This window comes from Pseudoalteromonas sp. MT33b, assembly GCF_014117385.1.
Taxonomy (GTDB): domain Bacteria; phylum Pseudomonadota; class Gammaproteobacteria; order Enterobacterales; family Alteromonadaceae; genus Pseudoalteromonas; species Pseudoalteromonas lipolytica.
This window is the reverse complement of sequence record NZ_CP059832.1, coordinates 801,241-815,891: the sequence shown is the minus strand read 5'-3', so window position 1 is coordinate 815,891 and position 14,651 is coordinate 801,241. Positions and strand designations below refer to the sequence as shown.

Genomic DNA, 14,651 nt, shown 5'->3' with positions numbered 1-14,651 from the left:
ATTAAACAACGGAAAAAAGCCGCCCGAAGGCAGCTTTGGTGTTGCGATTATAATTAAGTTATTTTGTACGCTTGCCTGTTGAATACAAATTAGAGCAATGCGGTACGTAACGTTTCGGCGTGTACTTTTTCACGCTTCACATACTTGATCCATTGCTCAGCTAAACGCTGTGACTTTTTGTGTTTTTCAGCTTGCTCAAACGCTAAAATAGAGGCATCAAAGTTTTGTAAGTTGTACTGTGCCATTCCTAAGGCTACATACACATTCGATTCAAACTCTAAGCCGCCTTTATCAAGTGCTTTACGGGCTGCATCCGCTGCTTCGTCGTATTTTTCAAGGTTAATGCTCACCTCTGCGATACGCTGGTCGTACTGACCGTGCGACACTAAGTCAGCAGCTTTAGCAAAATACGGCAATGATTTTTCATCTTCTTTTGCTTGCACCATGGCTTCTGCAACAAAAGCATAGTTTTTAGCAGATTGTTCAACGACACCGTCTTTCATGGCTTTACTCATCACATTCGCCGCTTTATAAGCAAGACCGTTGTATAAATACACTTGTGATAATTGGCGTAAATCAGATTTAGACTTTAAAAAGCCTTGCTGATACGCGGCTTCTAACACTGCTAACTGCTTTTTCTCTGCGCCTGTTTCACCATACATACCACCTAATTGAACCCAGTACTCAGGTTTATTGTATAGCTTCACTAATCGCTCTAGCACTTCAACCACTTTGTCAGATTGATTGAGTGAGTAGTACATTGCACGTTGTAAAATTAGCCAGTTTTCTTTTGGCATTTCACCTTTGCTGTCAGCTTCTGCAATAGCAAGGTTAATGTTTTCAATGCCTTTTTGATAATCTTTAAGCTGATAATAAGCTTGCGATTTTAATACGTAATACGCATCTGTTTTTGGCTTATCATTGATTTTATCCCACTGTTCCAAATACGTAATTACTTTATCGTAGTCACTATTTGCCATCGCTAATTGCGCTAAACTAAACGTGGTGCTTACGCGCAATGTTTCAGGAATTTCTTCTTCTGCCACTACTTTTTCGAACGACGCAATTGCTTTACCAAGATCGTTTTCGTTGTAGTAAATAAAGCCGTAGAAATTATGCATCATGGCAATTTCATACGAGTTCATACTTGATGAACGCTCTTTTATGCTATCTAAGGCAGCAAGACCCGCTTTTGCATCACCATCATCAGCCAGCTTTTGAGCACGCGCCAATTGGCTATACACTTTTTCACGCAGTGCAGGTACGCGTTTGGTTTTTTGATCTTCGGCATAAGCTGTAGCCAATGTTACCCCTGGTAACATACTAACAACGCTTGGTACTACAAGGCTGCTTGTGAAAGCAGCCGCGCAAATCACGGCAACTTTTAAAGGTTTCATAATCGCATTCCTCTTCTCTAACCGTTAATCTGGAAAGAAATTTTGTTCTGTACGCCCGCTACTTCAACGGCTTCACCGTTAACAACGCGCGGTTTATATTTAAATTTAAGTGCAGCATCCATTGCAGCGCGGTCAAACAGTGACTCAGGTTCCGCTTTAATCACTTTAGGGTCACGCACGGTGCCTTGCTTGGTTACTGTAAACTCAACAATTACATAACCTTCGATACCACGCGATAAAGCTCGGCGCGGATATACAGGCGCTACCTTTACAATGGGTAAGTATTCACCGTCGCTTGATTCGAGCGCTAAACCACCGGATAAGTTAACGTCGGCTTCAACGCTTGCACCAAAGTCAAAGTTTGCATTGCTTGCATTGGGATCACTGTTTTGCATTTGCGGTGATTCCATTGGCGGTGGTGGCTCTTTTGGTGTTGGTGGTTTTTGTGGTTTGCGCTCTTTCTTTTGTACCGTCTCTTCTTTTTTCAGACGAACAAAATCAAGTACGTTCCCTTTTACTGGCTCAGACATGGCCCCTTCACCGCCGGTGATCAGTGCCTGCATGCCTAAAAACAGCATGACAGTCACGATACCAGCGATGATTAATGCAACTATATAACGCATCGCTCACATTCCTTATGATGCTTCTTGCGCAGCAATCGACACATCAAATGCGCCTGCAGCTCGCGATGCATCCATAACTTTAATCAGTACATCGGTTGTGGCTTTTTTATCAGCTTGAATAACCACGCTACCTTGAGGGTTTTCAGCTTTTAAGCGCTCGATATTTGCTTGTACCGCACGGATATCTACTTGGCGTTTGTTAATCCAAATTTCACCCTTGTCTGAAATAGCAACTAAAATGTTGGCACGCTCTTTTTTCACAGCGGTTGCCGCTTCAGGGCGGTTAACATCAATACCGGCTTCTTTTACGAATGATGCTGTTACGATGAAGAAAATAAGCATGATAAAAACAACGTCTAGCATTGGTGTCATGTTGATTTCTTCTGCATCGTCTTCTTGAAATAAGTTACCTAGTGGCGCTCTCATTATTTGTCTCCTAGTGGGTGGTGTTTTACATCACCCTAAAATTCATTTAGTGGTCTAAGACCATGTTGTCTTCAAGTAATTGCACTTCGCGTTTTGCACGACGTTGTAAATACGTTGATGCAAACACCCCTGAAAGTGCACCCACCATGCCCGCCATTGTTGGGATAGTGGCTTTAGACACCCCTGACGCCATCGAACGCGCACTGCCTGTGCCTGTGATTGCCATTACGTCAAATACCTCAATCATGCCGGTAACAGTACCTAACAGACCTAAAAGTGGACATAACGCAACCATTACGTTGATAAGCGCAAGGTTATTATTTAGTTGCATGCCAGCGCGTGAAATCATCGCTTGGCGAATTTGCTCTGCGTTCCAACTGTTACGCTCTGCTCGATTGTTCCAAGTGCTTTTTACGTCTTTCTTGTAGCGTTTAAAGCCACCAAAGAAATACATAAAACGCTCAAGTATCAATAACCACATCGCGAAGATGAGGACCCCGATGACCAAGAGAACTTGGCCACCCGTGTCGAGGAAATCACGTAGAGCATTGATTGCATCAATCAATAGCACCATGATTTACGCTCCTTTCTCGCTTCGCTCTGCAATGATACCTGCGCTTTGCTCTTGTAAAATTAACAGCATGTTTTTAGAGCGCGTGTTAAGAAGTGTGTATAAAAATACCGTTGGAATAGCCACAACCAGACCCAGTACTGTTGTTACAAGTGCCTGAGAAATACCACCAGCCATTAGTTTAGGGTCACCTGTACCGAACAAAGTAATAGCCTGGAAGGTATTAATCATACCGGTTACCGTACCAAGTAGACCCAATAACGGAGCTACCACAGAAATAATCTTAATGAGCGTTAGGTTACGGGTAATTTTTGGCATTTCACGAATGATTGCTTCGCTTAATTTAAGCTCAAGTGTGTCGTACGCTACATTTGGGTATTGATCTTTCACTTTCATGACACGACCAAGTGGGTTGTCATCACGTGCAACCGTGTCTTTAAGCTGACGACGGATTTTGCCACCCATAATCATCAGTGATACAAAACGCTCAAGTGCGATTAATAAGGCAATTAAACCAACACCTAAAATGATGTAACCGACAGTACCACCTTGGTGAACTTGCTCTTCGGTGTCTGGAGCTTGAACTAAAAGACCTAAGATTGAACCACCTGTTGGGTCAAGTGCAAACGGCACAACACCTGAGTTAGCTTGTTGAAGATCCGATGCCGTCGCTGTGTATCGGCTGCTTGGTTGGCGAGTAAGCTGGCTGATTGTGTTAGTCGCTGGCGTGTACTCTAGGTATTTACCATCCGCGATTAAGTTAAATGCACCAACACGCACCACTTCTTTTTGTGCTTTGCTGCCACCTTCAACAATAACATCCGTCGTAAAGCGAGATACTTTACCCTGCTCAGTCATTTCGCGTTGTAATTCAAACCATACTTTTTCAATATCATCGATTGAAGCAAGCTTCGACGTTGACCCCATTTTTTGAGCAAGCTCATCCATGAAGTTACTACGTCCTGGTAGCTCAGCAGAAACAACAGAGGTCATGAATTTGTTGCTTGAGTCACCCGCAACTTGCTGTAACACACCGAATAGCTCTTTAAGTGAACCCATACGGTTTGAAAGTGTCTCGGTTAAGTTAGCAAGTTTTACTTCGTTTTCTTCAAACTGCGTTTCTAAACGCTCCGACTCGTTAAGCATGGCATTACGCTTTGCTTGTGTATCTTTAAGCATTTGCACTTGTTCGTTTTGGCGCGCCATGAACGCTTGTTCACGTTGTTTATTCTCAGCGCTTTGTTGTGCTTTACCTTGCTCTAATGTTTTTAGTAATGAGTCTAAATCCATTGGCTCAGCAGCAAAGCTACTACCCGCAAAACCAAGGCCAGCTGCAAACACGGCCATTTTTGTCATTGTCGTTAATAATTTCATCTCGAACCTCTTATTCAGCAGCGTGGACTGGCAGTGTTAACATATCTGGGGCAAGTTGCTTACGCGCGATACGTAAACCTTTACTAATTTGACTGATTGCAGAATCGGGTAATTCAACAAACGATTTTGTTTCTTTATCCCAGCTACCTGCTTTTTTGCCGTCGCGTGTTAAATAAATAAGCTCTAAACGGCCGATACGTAAAAAGTCAACTTCGCGCTCTTGACCATCAACATCAAGTAATGCGGTGTACGCTTCGATAGTACGGCCGTAATCAACTTCTACTTGGTAGGCTTCCAGTAAGCGGCGGAATTTTTCACTTGATGTGATATCTGCGCGGTCCATCATTGCTTTCAATGAGGCAATACGCTTGCTACGTTCTTCAGTTAAGAAAGGCACGTCGAGTGCAACAAATTGGTCAAGGCCTGTGATCATGCGCATCATTAACGGCGTGATTTGACGCTCGATAACCGATACCTGATCCATAGACTCGTTTAACGCGTCCATTTCAGCAATTTGGTTATTTAATTGCTTAGTAAGTTGTGCGTTATAAACAGTTAAACCGTCAATTTCTTTGTTTAGGGCTTTGAACTGTTGTAAACGACCTTGCATTGAATCTGCAATCTTGTCGATTTTAGTTTGTGATTGCGCAGCAGATTTGTTTATCTCACTACTTTTATCAATTACTTTATCTAGATCGTTTGCATGTACTGCTGCAGATGCCGCTACAATACCTGCTAAAATCAGTGGTTTAACGCCTTTCATCGCATACACCTTTACTCGTTAAATTAGCTTAATTTGCTAGTGGGGTTGTTTTAATGAGCGAAAGTCTAACGATGAAAAATGACAAGCGTGTTGCGTAAAAAATACAAAAATATGACAGCTGTAACAATTCGTTTATGTTGGGCAAAAATAAGGGGAAAATCTCGAGGATGTGCCTTATAAGTTAGGCATTTATAAACATCTGGGGCAATTATTTTGAAATTTCAGTTAAAAAATGACATTAAATTTAAGCTTTTAGAAAAACTCACGGCAGCGCGTTTTTGCACAAAGATGCGTTAATCGGTACTCGCCAATAAAAAATGAGTTTGCATTACACATAACTACGCCAAATAAATAATGTTAGTTATTCACCAATTAAGATTTAATCGTTAGATAAGTCTCAGTGCCAAACTTGATAGTTAAAGCGAGCCTAATATGACATTTTTAAATGATCGCTGTGTGGCCCAATTACAATGCCAAATAAACCTTTTAAGTAACTAATATCTCGCAGCGCTGCGTTTTAACTGTGACAAGATGTTATCAGTCAACTTTAGCCAATTTGTTTCATACTCCCACGTCCTTTTAAAGTCGTCATTGCTCCTTGAGCTTTCAAGCATTTCTCTAAAATCGAAGACATCGGCAAAATTATCATTCGTAACATCATACCTTCCATAGCCCCGGGATTCAGGCCCGATATATTTCAAATAATTAGATTTAAAATCCTTTATAGCACTTACTAATTCCTCCGAACCATTTAGTTTTTCTTCTAAGTACTCTTTTTCAAGGTCTTTAATCGAACCAGTCGCTTCTAAAGTACCAGATTGGTTTATTGATATTCCCCAACTTTTATAGGCCAATGAAGGCGCTTGATTATTTATATCTGAGAGTAATGCATCGTAAGGAGAAAGCATTTTTTCCACAGCCTTCGGTACACTCCCACCAGGCATATATAATTCGCCAGTCGCAACAGCAAGTTCATACATAAAGTCATCAACCGTTTTAGTCATGTCTATTTTGCTCGCGGTCATTGTCAGTGGCTTGCTATATGTTTGCTCTAGTTCAGGTGGCTCGCTTTTGTGATATATGTCATCCGCCAACTTTTTCAGCTCAGTATTTAAAAGAGCCTCTCCATTGTTGGGTGATTCTAATGTCACATTTTGATTATTTAGTGGTTGCGGTAAATTTTCAGAATTAACCTTCATAACACGTCCCTGTTTCAGTGATATGGTTTTGTATCGGCCTATTTTTATAATTCTTTAAAACTGAAATGCTGCTAGATTGATGTTAACTCATCACTGGACAGAAATGAGTTAGAGCCGAAGGACGGCTCTGTGCCATTAAGAGTCGTTCAGGCATTCATATAAAATATGCGAGATTTACAAAAGCAGACGTTCGGTAACGCCTTACTAATGGGCGCATAAATGCTTGGCTAAAATTAGCGACGAAGGAGCACAAGCCAAGCGTTTTGCGTCCTTTTGAGTAACTTGTTAGGTGTAAATTACACACCGAACTTAGTTTGCGCACAGGCTTCTGAAATTTGTTTAAGCTGAGGTTGACCTCCACCATGAACTTCAGAATTTGGGTAGCAATGCACCCAGTATTGTTTTGTGGCTTTATTGAAGTAAAGAGTGTCCCAACCAGTTTCGTCGGTTTTGACTTTTTCTAGGTTTGAATTGATATAGCTTTCTATTGCATCAATCCCTGAAATTTCACTCATACTTCCTTTACACCTGACGCCCTAACAATGGGCAAAAAATTGTTGGATAAAATGTTGAGGAACGAAAACAGCCAACTGTTTTTTGTCCTTATTTATTAGCTTGTTATATTGCGACATTGTGATGTACGTAATACCAAGCGGTAGCAGAGGCAATAAAACCTATAAAACTATACTGCATTATAAACACTATGCTATTTACGTCTACTGTTACCCAGCCCAATATAAGTATTGGTGTAATAGCACCAAGAATTAAACCTGTAATCATGAACAATGAGCCACTTTGCCATTTTTTTAAACTTAGCTTTGATCGAAAGTAAATTAGAGGATACGAAAACGCTACTGAACAAATAAAAGCAACAGGAAATGCAAACAAACCAAATAAAATTGAAGCCCCAGAATAATCAGGAAGTGCAATTATTATCAATGCTAGTGCTGAAGTTAAACTTGCATAAAAGCTTGCGATTAAACAGTGCTTCAATTGAACTCCCTAGCAATATAACGCCGCGTTAAACGGCTTAGTAATGCTTGCTAAAATTGTGTAGCGAAGCGGAACCGAGCAAGCATTACGGTGTCCGATTTTTTAAACGCCTTGTTATATGCCAATACTAAAAATCAATTTCTACGTTTATTTCTTTGGGCTTATAAATAGGTGAATCTACACCTTTTATATTCCGGTCATTAAACTGTTTAAGTTCTAATACTCTATAAGTTTTTGGTAACTGCTTCAATTCACCGGATTTCATAGAATAAACCATTAACTTTTGGTCATTTGATTTAGTCCATTTGGGAAATGCTAAATATTCAGAATTATTTGACCAAATAATCGAAGGATTACATCGGGTAGAAATGATTTTTCCGTCAATGGAAAGGATTCCTGATGTTGGCGCCCCCATAGCTATTTCATTAGCATTGGTAACAGAGGCTAAATATCTTTGATTGGAACTTTTAACATTAACTTCATAATCCCACGGGCTAATACTCAACTCGAATAATCCTTGGCATATAACGCCCGCATAATGGGCGGATTAAGCTTGGCTAAAATCAGCGAGGAACGAGCGTCAGCCAAGCTTTAGACGTCCATTCATTAATGCGTTTGTTATGTGGCAGACGCACTTCTTATACTCCACTTTATCCCGATTAAAGTACCAACAATAGCCGAGGCTACCGACAAAGGAAGCTCTACGAACCATGTTGGTGGGATATACAGTTCTTGCGTCAGCAACGAAAGGATTAACATGCCCATTAGGAAGCCAAACAAAAACACACTGGCAGTGTATCTCCAGGCTTTAGCTGAGTCTCGTTTCGCCATTAGTGCATACATGGCTACTGCTAACAAAGATGGCGGCATTAATTGATATGTAAAATATTCGCCAAATGATAGTGCCGCTAAATTGTCGACTCCTATTACCACACTCGTAAATGTACTTAGTGCTGTAAGCAGTACGAACATGATGAAAGTGTATTTGACTATCCTTGAGGTTCTCAATTTATCTCCATGCCACATAACGCCCCAATAAGGGGCTGATAATGCTTGGCTAAACTTGTGTAGCAAAGCGGAACTGAGCCAAGCTTTAGCAGTCCCGTCACTTTATTGGCTTGTTATGTTACTAATACTCCAAGCAATAAACGCCTGACTCATTAGCCCACTTTTTAATTTGCGCTATAACTTTATCATCTTGAATGTAAAATATATTCGTATAATCCCAGCTTTCAAAATACACGGCTGAAAATTCTGGTAAAACTAACCTGCAAAATTTATCTGAGGAATCATTATCACCAGCAGGATGTAAATAAATATCCATAGCTGCTTGAGAGCTAAACTTTCTAAAGGATGGATAACAACGCTCCCATTTACCTTTAAATTTAAAATTCAATACTTCTGTGTTTTTAGACATAACCTTTGCAAAATCATGCAATGATTTATCTCGTCGTAACCGCTCGGTTTTATCAGGGAAATCATTCTCAAACTCTTCACGAGTTAACCAATGATCAAAAACAGTTATTGCGACTTTCTTATAATGAGGTGAATCTTCTACACAATAAATTTTAAATAAATCAGGAAATTTTTTATCTAATTCAACCTGCCTATTTTTACTTAAATTTAAGAATTTACGCACAGACTTCCCTAGTAACATAACGCCTTGCTAAGCGGCGTAAAAAAGTTGGCTAAAATAGTGTAGCAAAGCGGAACTGAGCCAAGCTTTAGCAGTCCCGCATGAGTTGTTTGTTAGGCTTACTTTCTCGAGGTTCAAAACCAAGAGCTTGCCAACGGTTTAAAATTTCACTACTTTGCTTTGAACTTGCACTATAACTTAAATGAAGATCACCGTCGTTACAGAATTTAATTTCAAACGATGGTAGAGAAATGAATAAATCATCTTTACCAAGTTGACCTAAATTTTGAGTTTCAACGTCATGAATTTTTGAAATTAATTCTCCAATCAAGATTGTTTCAGGTAACCACTGATTGGTTGGGTAATAATTTATTCCCCAGCCAAAACCGAACAATATTTTGCATTCAGATATTCCAGAGTTTAAAAGATATTTAGCTATAAATTCCAACTCATTTTTAAGCTGATTCTTATCTAAGGTTTTTGTGTGAAACTCGATACTCATCCGTAAGCCTAACGCCTCACTAAGAGGCGAGTAATTGTTGGCTAAAATGTGAAGCGAAGCGGAACCGAGCCAACTGTTACGAGTCCTGCTTTAGTGACTTGTTAGAAGACGTAAGCTCAGTAACTTTTGGGAGCTCTTGACCTAAAACAGAAACACATTCGTTTAACCCAACAATAAGAAATTCACGATGTTTATACATTTTATCTGAAACAAAATGACCTCTTGTATTCTCAAGAGCTTTCCATCCGCCTTCTAGCACCTCAAAGAACCAACCTTGAGTTAAATCACATTCCTTCCAAAACTCACAAAGGTCAAGTTCATCAAGAACACGAAAGCCCCAAGTTACGTCAAAATTCACGTTCACTTTCCAATCATTTGACTCAACAATGATATCAAGACCTTTATCAGATAGTTTCACTTCATCAACTACCGTACTTCGGTCAGATTTAAATGGAAATTCAATTAGTGACACTTTAGGTTCGTATATCATCCGAGTCTTCTAACAATTTAATATCGACCCAATGGGTCGTTTCTCTACCAATGGTTGGGTCGTTTATCTGATTGAACCAGTTTTATCATACATCTTAAGCCATTTCCAAATAATAACATTTAGAAAAATCATCTTTTGACAAAAAGTAGAAAACGACTCATTTGCTCGTTTTCTTGACTATGGGGGCAAAGCAGCCAAACTGTATATACGTACAGCATTAATTTTTATTGGAATAGTTATGAGAACACGCTCGCTATTTTTAAACTCAATCATAGATTACATGTTAGCCAAACAATATTCTTTACGGTCGGTTGACACTTACCTGAAATGGATTGCTGGCTTTATTAATTATCACGACAAGCGGCACCCCTCATCTATGGGGGATAATGAGGTCGAAAAATATTTAGACTATTTGGTTTTGAAGAAAAATGTGTCACCTAAAACCTAAGCGACGGCTTTAAATGCGCTGGCACTTTTATATAAACACATCATAAAACAAGAGTTATCGCCCGACCTTGTCTTTGTGCGTAGTAAAAAACAGCAAAAACTTCCGATTGTTATGACATCTGATGAAGTAAAATTGTTGATGTCATTTTTAGATAAACGCTATTACTTAATCGCTGGGTTAATGTATGGTAGCGGTTTACGCGTGATGGAGGCTGTCCAATTACGTGTTCAAGATATTGATTTTGATTATAAAAGCATTCGGATATGGAATGGTAAAGGTAATAAACATCGCATAGTGACTTTAGCCACTGAGTTAATTCCTTTATTAAGAAGTCAGATTATGCAGGCCAATGATTATCTGCTGCTTGATATAAAGAACGAGCAATTCGCGGGAGTTTGGATGCCTAATGCCCTTGCTCGTAAATATCCATCCGCAAATAAATCTCTGGCATGGCAATATTTGTTTCCCTCTTATAAATTAAGTGCAGATCCACAAACAGGTGAAATTAGACGACATCATTTTTATCCCACAGGGGTGCGCAAAGCGATTAAAAAAGCTGCGTTAAAAGCACAACTGACTAAACCAATTACACCTCATACGCTAAGACACTCGTTCGCAACGCATTTACTACAAAGTGGAGCAGATATTCGTACTGTGCAAAGCCAACTCGGTCACTCAGACGTTAAAACAACACAAATATATACCCATGTTTTACAACAAGGTGCTAATGGAGTGGTAAGCCCATTGAGTAAGCTACTCTAATGAAGCAATTTTCAGCTATTAGTTCTTGCTCATTAAATAGACCTGAAGTTATGACTTAATTTAGTGGTAGTTAACGTCTGCTATTGGGAAATGTGGCTTTAATAAATAGAAAGCGTTAGCTTCCGCTTTTCGCTCAAAGCCACCCTTAGACCTTTTACATTAACTTACAATGGGGCAAAGACGAATTAAGCTTAAATTTCCACTTCTGGTAAAGCTGCCCTTAATTGGTAACTAATTTGTGTCTAACTGAGCTAGATCGAATGTAAGTTCCTTGCTTCAAAGCGACTCTCAGACTAACCACATTTAGAATGTTGCGCAGCACATATGCATGCTCTGAATATTTAAAGACCTTAAAAGTTAGTACATTTATCAGAGTAGCCATTAACATTTAACTTTATATACCTGCCTAGCATACTCTCGTTATTTTCGATTCGCTTAAGGTTATGAGATTTAAATTTCTCTAAACTCTTGTTTTTAACAATATAAGCATTCCCTTTATAGATGATTTCATCATCATTAATTGCAATTTCAAACAATAGATTTTTTTGCTCATCAACAAAAAGGAGTCGATCAAAGTGACAAATATCTTCTGAAACATTAACTCCAAAAGGTTCACTCATAAGAGTTTTACTAATTAAACCTTTAAGCATATGAAAAGCTTCAAATTGGCTGTAAATTATTGCGTTATTATTATCTTTATTAATCCAGTAAATAGTCTCACTGTGCTCAAAATCTGAGTCTCTAACTAACTGGTTTGCTAGTGAGTTAAATGATACGAAAACTAAAAATACTAATAATTTCATCAGCAGAGTTCCTTTTTCTTAAATGCTAGCAAAATATGTTCAATTAATATAAAAATACTTGGGTACTCATGACTGGCCAGTTATGAGGTAGAGTAGTTATTCGGTAGCACTCTAATCAGCCGCGCCGCTTTTTGGCGTCGGATGAATTTGATTGTTAGCCATACTGGCCTCGACTTTTACTTTTACACCCGACATATAATCTTGATTGAACCAAAGTAACTTATCTACTGGAAAGTCACTAAAAGTTAATTCTATATCTGACGTCCATTGCACTTTTAAATTTTCAGGCTTGCCGTCCAACCCAAAGAATCCATTATACTCTATGCCTGATTTCACATCTACGATGCTTACTCCAGTTTGCCAGTTAGTTGTTGCTCCACAATCCGAATAACCAAGCTTCGCAATTTTTTTACCATTAGGGGACGGAAATTCTGCTACGCCGGTATATGAGCAGAATGATGGACCTTCAACTCCTAGAATATCCATTCCATACCCAATGGCCTTAAATCCAAACCATATAAAAAATAGAATAGCGCCAAGATTCCAGGCTGATTTTTTAACCTTTGCTACAACACTCATGCAGATCCTTATGTATGACTAACATTTTAGTATTTATGCGACACATAGTGTGCGTTGCATAATCGCTTATTGGACTGAGCCGCTACCTGCTCGGTGTGTCAGAGTTGGTATTGTTTATGCTATGGCTTTACTTATAAAAAAATAGGCTTTTGGAGGCTCTCACTGTCCTAGATAATGTAAAGTAAGCTTTCCCTGCATTGCTCAGCGCTTATTATGTATTCATTACACCTAAATTTGCCTTAATACGCAATTATCTTTTTTACGCGTACGAAAGTTGCTAGCCTGAGCAATTAAGCTGGTTAACTAATTTATTTAAATCAACTACCTAGCACCTCACTTGCTCTGCTTTGGGTAACTTCCGTAGTTCGCTCAAAACAGATCTTTAGATTATTTGCGTTAACCCATAATGAGGCAAAGACGAGTAATATATCTCGGTCAAAGGTCAGGAACGCGTGAGTCTATAGTCTATAACCCAACATTAACGGGCTTAAAATAGTTTGTTAGAATAGTAAGACACTCAAAATAAACTGTTTTAAGACCCAGTTTAACTATTTGTTAGCCTTGCAATTCGATTAATGAATCAAGTGCTTTTAGTAATAATAACTCTACGGTCTTTTTCTCCATTTTTGCCAACTCTTCTAAACTGTAATCTTTGCCTATTTCTTTAGCTAAAATGTAGCCTAGGTAATAACCTCTGCGGTATGGCAAATTTGTTTCATCTTTTCTGAAACTAAAGAATGCAGAGTATGTTTCAGGATTTTTCGAGTAAAATTTTCCTTTTAGATCAGTCAGCGAATAACGCAGTCTAGAACGGACATTTTTAATCATATTTTCAGGTATGTTTAACATCAATTCATCATTACTCGCAGACGAATTCAACTGGTGTGACACGTACGTTGCTAAGCCCTCAGTCCATAGCGAGCACCAGAGTTCATCATTACATTGAAAAAAGTTTTCATGGTAAACATGAAATAGCTCATGATGAAAAAATGGGGTGTCATTCTTCCAGTTATGGTATTTAGCCATCAGATCTACACCAAACATTAAGTAAGATTTGCCATTCAAATCACGTGTTGCCCCATTAAAGCCACCGAGCGAATGGAGTATATATATTGGTGTTTCAGATTTGAAATCTGCAAAAGTAGCAATAAACGAGTCCATGCTACCATTTAAATTTTTAGATAACTCTCTGTTTTTTAATAAGTATACGTCTTCTATCTCACTGAAACTTTCAATAGATTTAACAAAGCCCTTATTACTATAGAAAGGCTCAAACTGAGAGGTGAAATATTGTGAAAACTGCTCTGCTCTCTTTTCAGGGGATAACGTTTTGCTTGACTGATATACAGAATAAAAATCATCAGCAAGATTAATTATTTCGTAGGTAGCTGATTGGTCTTGGCCAAGTGTTTTGAATGATAACACTCCAAATAAAAGTGTTGTTAGCAGATGGATTTTATAAAAATTTCGCATAATCTTATACATATTATTGATAAGGTTAACGCCATTTAAGCGGCAAATTGCTGTTAGCTAAAATAGGCAAGACACGAACAAAAAGTTCACGACAATTTGTCCAACTTAAAATGCCTTGTTAGGCATTTACTGCTTTATTTCTTTCCATGTATCTGCGCCGTCAAAATATCTAATTTTAAGAGCGCTAAGAATATTTGCATTTACTAAACGAAAATTGACAGCCATTTTATCTTTATTGCCAAGTTCTGTTGGTGTGTAATGAGTTAAACAACCGCAGTTATTACAGTGATGGAATTCAATGGTTTTATCACCCCAAGAATATGAAGCAATAGAATTATCTATCGTAGTAAATTTAACGTCTTTGGGTGAAAAGTAAGCCCATAATGATGCATACTTACTGCAAGTAGAACAATTACAACTTGTAACCGTATCCGTGATTTCAGGAACCGCTATTTTAATATTGCCACAATGACAACTTGCTTCGATCATTCCGTGATTCTCCTAAATACCTAACAGGTATATATCGAGCTAGTCGGTCATTTTTATACCACGCTGAAGCTCAATTATCTTCAAGACTTATTATTAACAAAGTTATTAGCCAATTACTATATA

Annotated in this window: 18 protein-coding genes and 1 pseudogene; 1 reads left to right on the top strand and 18 read right to left on the bottom strand. The window is 38.7% G+C overall.

What is annotated here, in order from left to right:
* Positions 1 to 89: 89 nt before the first annotated feature.
* The 14 genes from H3302_RS19545 to H3302_RS19485 all read right to left on the bottom strand — a co-directional run bounded on the left by H3302_RS19545 (position 90) and on the right by H3302_RS19485 (position 9,974).
* On the bottom strand, positions 90 to 1,397 hold the full coding sequence (locus H3302_RS19545) for a lipopolysaccharide assembly protein LapB (RefSeq protein WP_182396569.1): 1,308 nt from the start codon (positions 1,395 to 1,397) through the stop codon (positions 90 to 92).
* Between the two features lie 17 nt (positions 1,398 to 1,414).
* The gene (locus H3302_RS19540) at positions 1,415 to 2,020 is read right to left on the bottom strand and encodes an energy transducer TonB (protein WP_065979085.1); all 606 of its coding nucleotides are present in this window, start codon (positions 2,018 to 2,020) and stop codon (positions 1,415 to 1,417) included.
* A 12-nt stretch (positions 2,021 to 2,032) separates the two neighbouring features.
* Positions 2,033 to 2,446, bottom strand: a complete 414-nt coding sequence (locus H3302_RS19535; protein WP_063707380.1) for a biopolymer transporter ExbD — start codon at positions 2,444 to 2,446, stop codon at positions 2,033 to 2,035.
* A 46-nt stretch (positions 2,447 to 2,492) separates the two neighbouring features.
* On the bottom strand, positions 2,493 to 3,020 hold the full coding sequence (locus H3302_RS19530) for a MotA/TolQ/ExbB proton channel family protein (RefSeq protein WP_065979084.1): 528 nt from the start codon (positions 3,018 to 3,020) through the stop codon (positions 2,493 to 2,495).
* A gap of 3 nt (positions 3,021 to 3,023) precedes the next feature.
* Positions 3,024 to 4,391: a MotA/TolQ/ExbB proton channel family protein gene (locus H3302_RS19525; RefSeq protein ID WP_036971873.1), complete on the bottom strand. Its 1,368-nt coding sequence runs from the start codon at positions 4,389 to 4,391 to the stop codon at positions 3,024 to 3,026.
* Positions 4,392 to 4,401: 10 nt separating this feature from the next.
* The gene (locus tag H3302_RS19520) at positions 4,402 to 5,154 is read right to left on the bottom strand and encodes a DUF3450 domain-containing protein (RefSeq protein ID WP_036971874.1); all 753 of its coding nucleotides are present in this window, start codon (positions 5,152 to 5,154) and stop codon (positions 4,402 to 4,404) included.
* Between the two features lie 494 nt (positions 5,155 to 5,648).
* A complete protein-coding gene (locus H3302_RS19515; RefSeq protein ID WP_182396568.1) occupies positions 5,649 to 6,353 on the bottom strand; it encodes a hypothetical protein in 705 nt (234 codons plus the stop codon).
* Between the two features lie 296 nt (positions 6,354 to 6,649).
* Positions 6,650 to 6,868: an Imm27 family immunity protein gene (locus H3302_RS19510; protein WP_182396567.1), complete on the bottom strand. Its 219-nt coding sequence runs from the start codon at positions 6,866 to 6,868 to the stop codon at positions 6,650 to 6,652.
* Positions 6,869 to 6,971: 103 nt separating this feature from the next.
* Positions 6,972 to 7,346 (bottom strand): hypothetical protein, encoded by a 375-nt coding sequence (locus tag H3302_RS19505; RefSeq protein ID WP_182396566.1) that lies wholly within the window; start codon positions 7,344 to 7,346, stop codon positions 6,972 to 6,974.
* A 127-nt stretch (positions 7,347 to 7,473) separates the two neighbouring features.
* Positions 7,474 to 7,851, bottom strand: a complete 378-nt coding sequence (locus H3302_RS19500) for a hypothetical protein (protein WP_182396565.1) — start codon at positions 7,849 to 7,851, stop codon at positions 7,474 to 7,476.
* 113 nt (positions 7,852 to 7,964) lie between these two features.
* Complete coding sequence (locus H3302_RS19850; RefSeq protein WP_220469630.1) at positions 7,965 to 8,318, bottom strand: hypothetical protein; 354 nt, start codon at positions 8,316 to 8,318, stop codon at positions 7,965 to 7,967.
* A gap of 157 nt (positions 8,319 to 8,475) precedes the next feature.
* Positions 8,476 to 8,985 (bottom strand): hypothetical protein, encoded by a 510-nt coding sequence (locus H3302_RS19495; protein WP_182396564.1) that lies wholly within the window; start codon positions 8,983 to 8,985, stop codon positions 8,476 to 8,478.
* Positions 8,986 to 9,070: 85 nt separating this feature from the next.
* Positions 9,071 to 9,484, bottom strand: coding sequence for a hypothetical protein (locus tag H3302_RS19490; protein WP_182396563.1), 414 nt, complete (start codon positions 9,482 to 9,484; stop codon positions 9,071 to 9,073).
* A gap of 76 nt (positions 9,485 to 9,560) precedes the next feature.
* Positions 9,561 to 9,974 (bottom strand): hypothetical protein, encoded by a 414-nt coding sequence (locus H3302_RS19485; protein WP_220469629.1) that lies wholly within the window; start codon positions 9,972 to 9,974, stop codon positions 9,561 to 9,563.
* A 238-nt stretch (positions 9,975 to 10,212) separates the two neighbouring features.
* Here H3302_RS19485 and H3302_RS19480 point away from each other — a divergent pair.
* Positions 10,213 to 11,184: pseudogene (locus H3302_RS19480) on the top strand (integron integrase).
* Between the two features lie 350 nt (positions 11,185 to 11,534).
* On the opposite strand, the gene H3302_RS19475 reads toward H3302_RS19480, so the two are convergent.
* The 4 genes from H3302_RS19475 to H3302_RS19460 form a co-directional block, all read right to left on the bottom strand.
* The gene (locus H3302_RS19475; RefSeq protein ID WP_182396561.1) at positions 11,535 to 11,987 is read right to left on the bottom strand and encodes a hypothetical protein; all 453 of its coding nucleotides are present in this window, start codon (positions 11,985 to 11,987) and stop codon (positions 11,535 to 11,537) included.
* Between the two features lie 111 nt (positions 11,988 to 12,098).
* Complete coding sequence (locus H3302_RS19470; protein WP_182396560.1) at positions 12,099 to 12,566, bottom strand: hypothetical protein; 468 nt, start codon at positions 12,564 to 12,566, stop codon at positions 12,099 to 12,101.
* Between the two features lie 555 nt (positions 12,567 to 13,121).
* The gene (locus H3302_RS19465; protein WP_182396559.1) at positions 13,122 to 14,039 is read right to left on the bottom strand and encodes a DUF5700 domain-containing putative Zn-dependent protease; all 918 of its coding nucleotides are present in this window, start codon (positions 14,037 to 14,039) and stop codon (positions 13,122 to 13,124) included.
* A gap of 126 nt (positions 14,040 to 14,165) precedes the next feature.
* A complete protein-coding gene (locus H3302_RS19460; RefSeq protein ID WP_182396558.1) occupies positions 14,166 to 14,528 on the bottom strand; it encodes a GFA family protein in 363 nt (120 codons plus the stop codon).
* Positions 14,529 to 14,651: the final 123 nt, after the last annotated feature.

Bases quoted from the DNA above. Each gene is read 5' to 3' on its own strand.
- H3302_RS19475 (WP_182396561.1), bottom strand. From the start codon at position 11,987: ATGAAATTATTAGTATTTTTAGTTTTCGTATCATTTAACTCACTAGCA.
- H3302_RS19470 (WP_182396560.1), bottom strand. From the start codon at position 12,566: ATGAGTGTTGTAGCAAAGGTTAAAAAATCAGCCTGGAATCTTGGCGCT.
- H3302_RS19465 (WP_182396559.1), bottom strand. From the start codon at position 14,039: ATGCGAAATTTTTATAAAATCCATCTGCTAACAACACTTTTATTTGGA.
- H3302_RS19490 (WP_182396563.1), bottom strand. From the start codon at position 9,484: ATGAGTATCGAGTTTCACACAAAAACCTTAGATAAGAATCAGCTTAAA.
- H3302_RS19525 (WP_036971873.1), bottom strand. From the start codon at position 4,391: ATGAAATTATTAACGACAATGACAAAAATGGCCGTGTTTGCAGCTGGC.
- H3302_RS19540 (WP_065979085.1), bottom strand. From the start codon at position 2,020: ATGCGTTATATAGTTGCATTAATCATCGCTGGTATCGTGACTGTCATG.
- H3302_RS19545 (WP_182396569.1), bottom strand. From the start codon at position 1,397: ATGAAACCTTTAAAAGTTGCCGTGATTTGCGCGGCTGCTTTCACAAGC.
- H3302_RS19530 (WP_065979084.1), bottom strand. From the start codon at position 3,020: ATGGTGCTATTGATTGATGCAATCAATGCTCTACGTGATTTCCTCGAC.
- H3302_RS19850 (WP_220469630.1), bottom strand. From the start codon at position 8,318: ATGTTCGTACTGCTTACAGCACTAAGTACATTTACGAGTGTGGTAATA.
- H3302_RS19515 (WP_182396568.1), bottom strand. From the start codon at position 6,353: ATGAAGGTTAATTCTGAAAATTTACCGCAACCACTAAATAATCAAAAT.
- H3302_RS19485 (WP_220469629.1), bottom strand. From the start codon at position 9,974: ATGATATACGAACCTAAAGTGTCACTAATTGAATTTCCATTTAAATCT.
- H3302_RS19510 (WP_182396567.1), bottom strand. From the start codon at position 6,868: ATGAGTGAAATTTCAGGGATTGATGCAATAGAAAGCTATATCAATTCA.
- H3302_RS19535 (WP_063707380.1), bottom strand. From the start codon at position 2,446: ATGAGAGCGCCACTAGGTAACTTATTTCAAGAAGACGATGCAGAAGAA.
- H3302_RS19460 (WP_182396558.1), bottom strand. From the start codon at position 14,528: ATGATCGAAGCAAGTTGTCATTGTGGCAATATTAAAATAGCGGTTCCT.
- H3302_RS19520 (WP_036971874.1), bottom strand. From the start codon at position 5,154: ATGAAAGGCGTTAAACCACTGATTTTAGCAGGTATTGTAGCGGCATCT.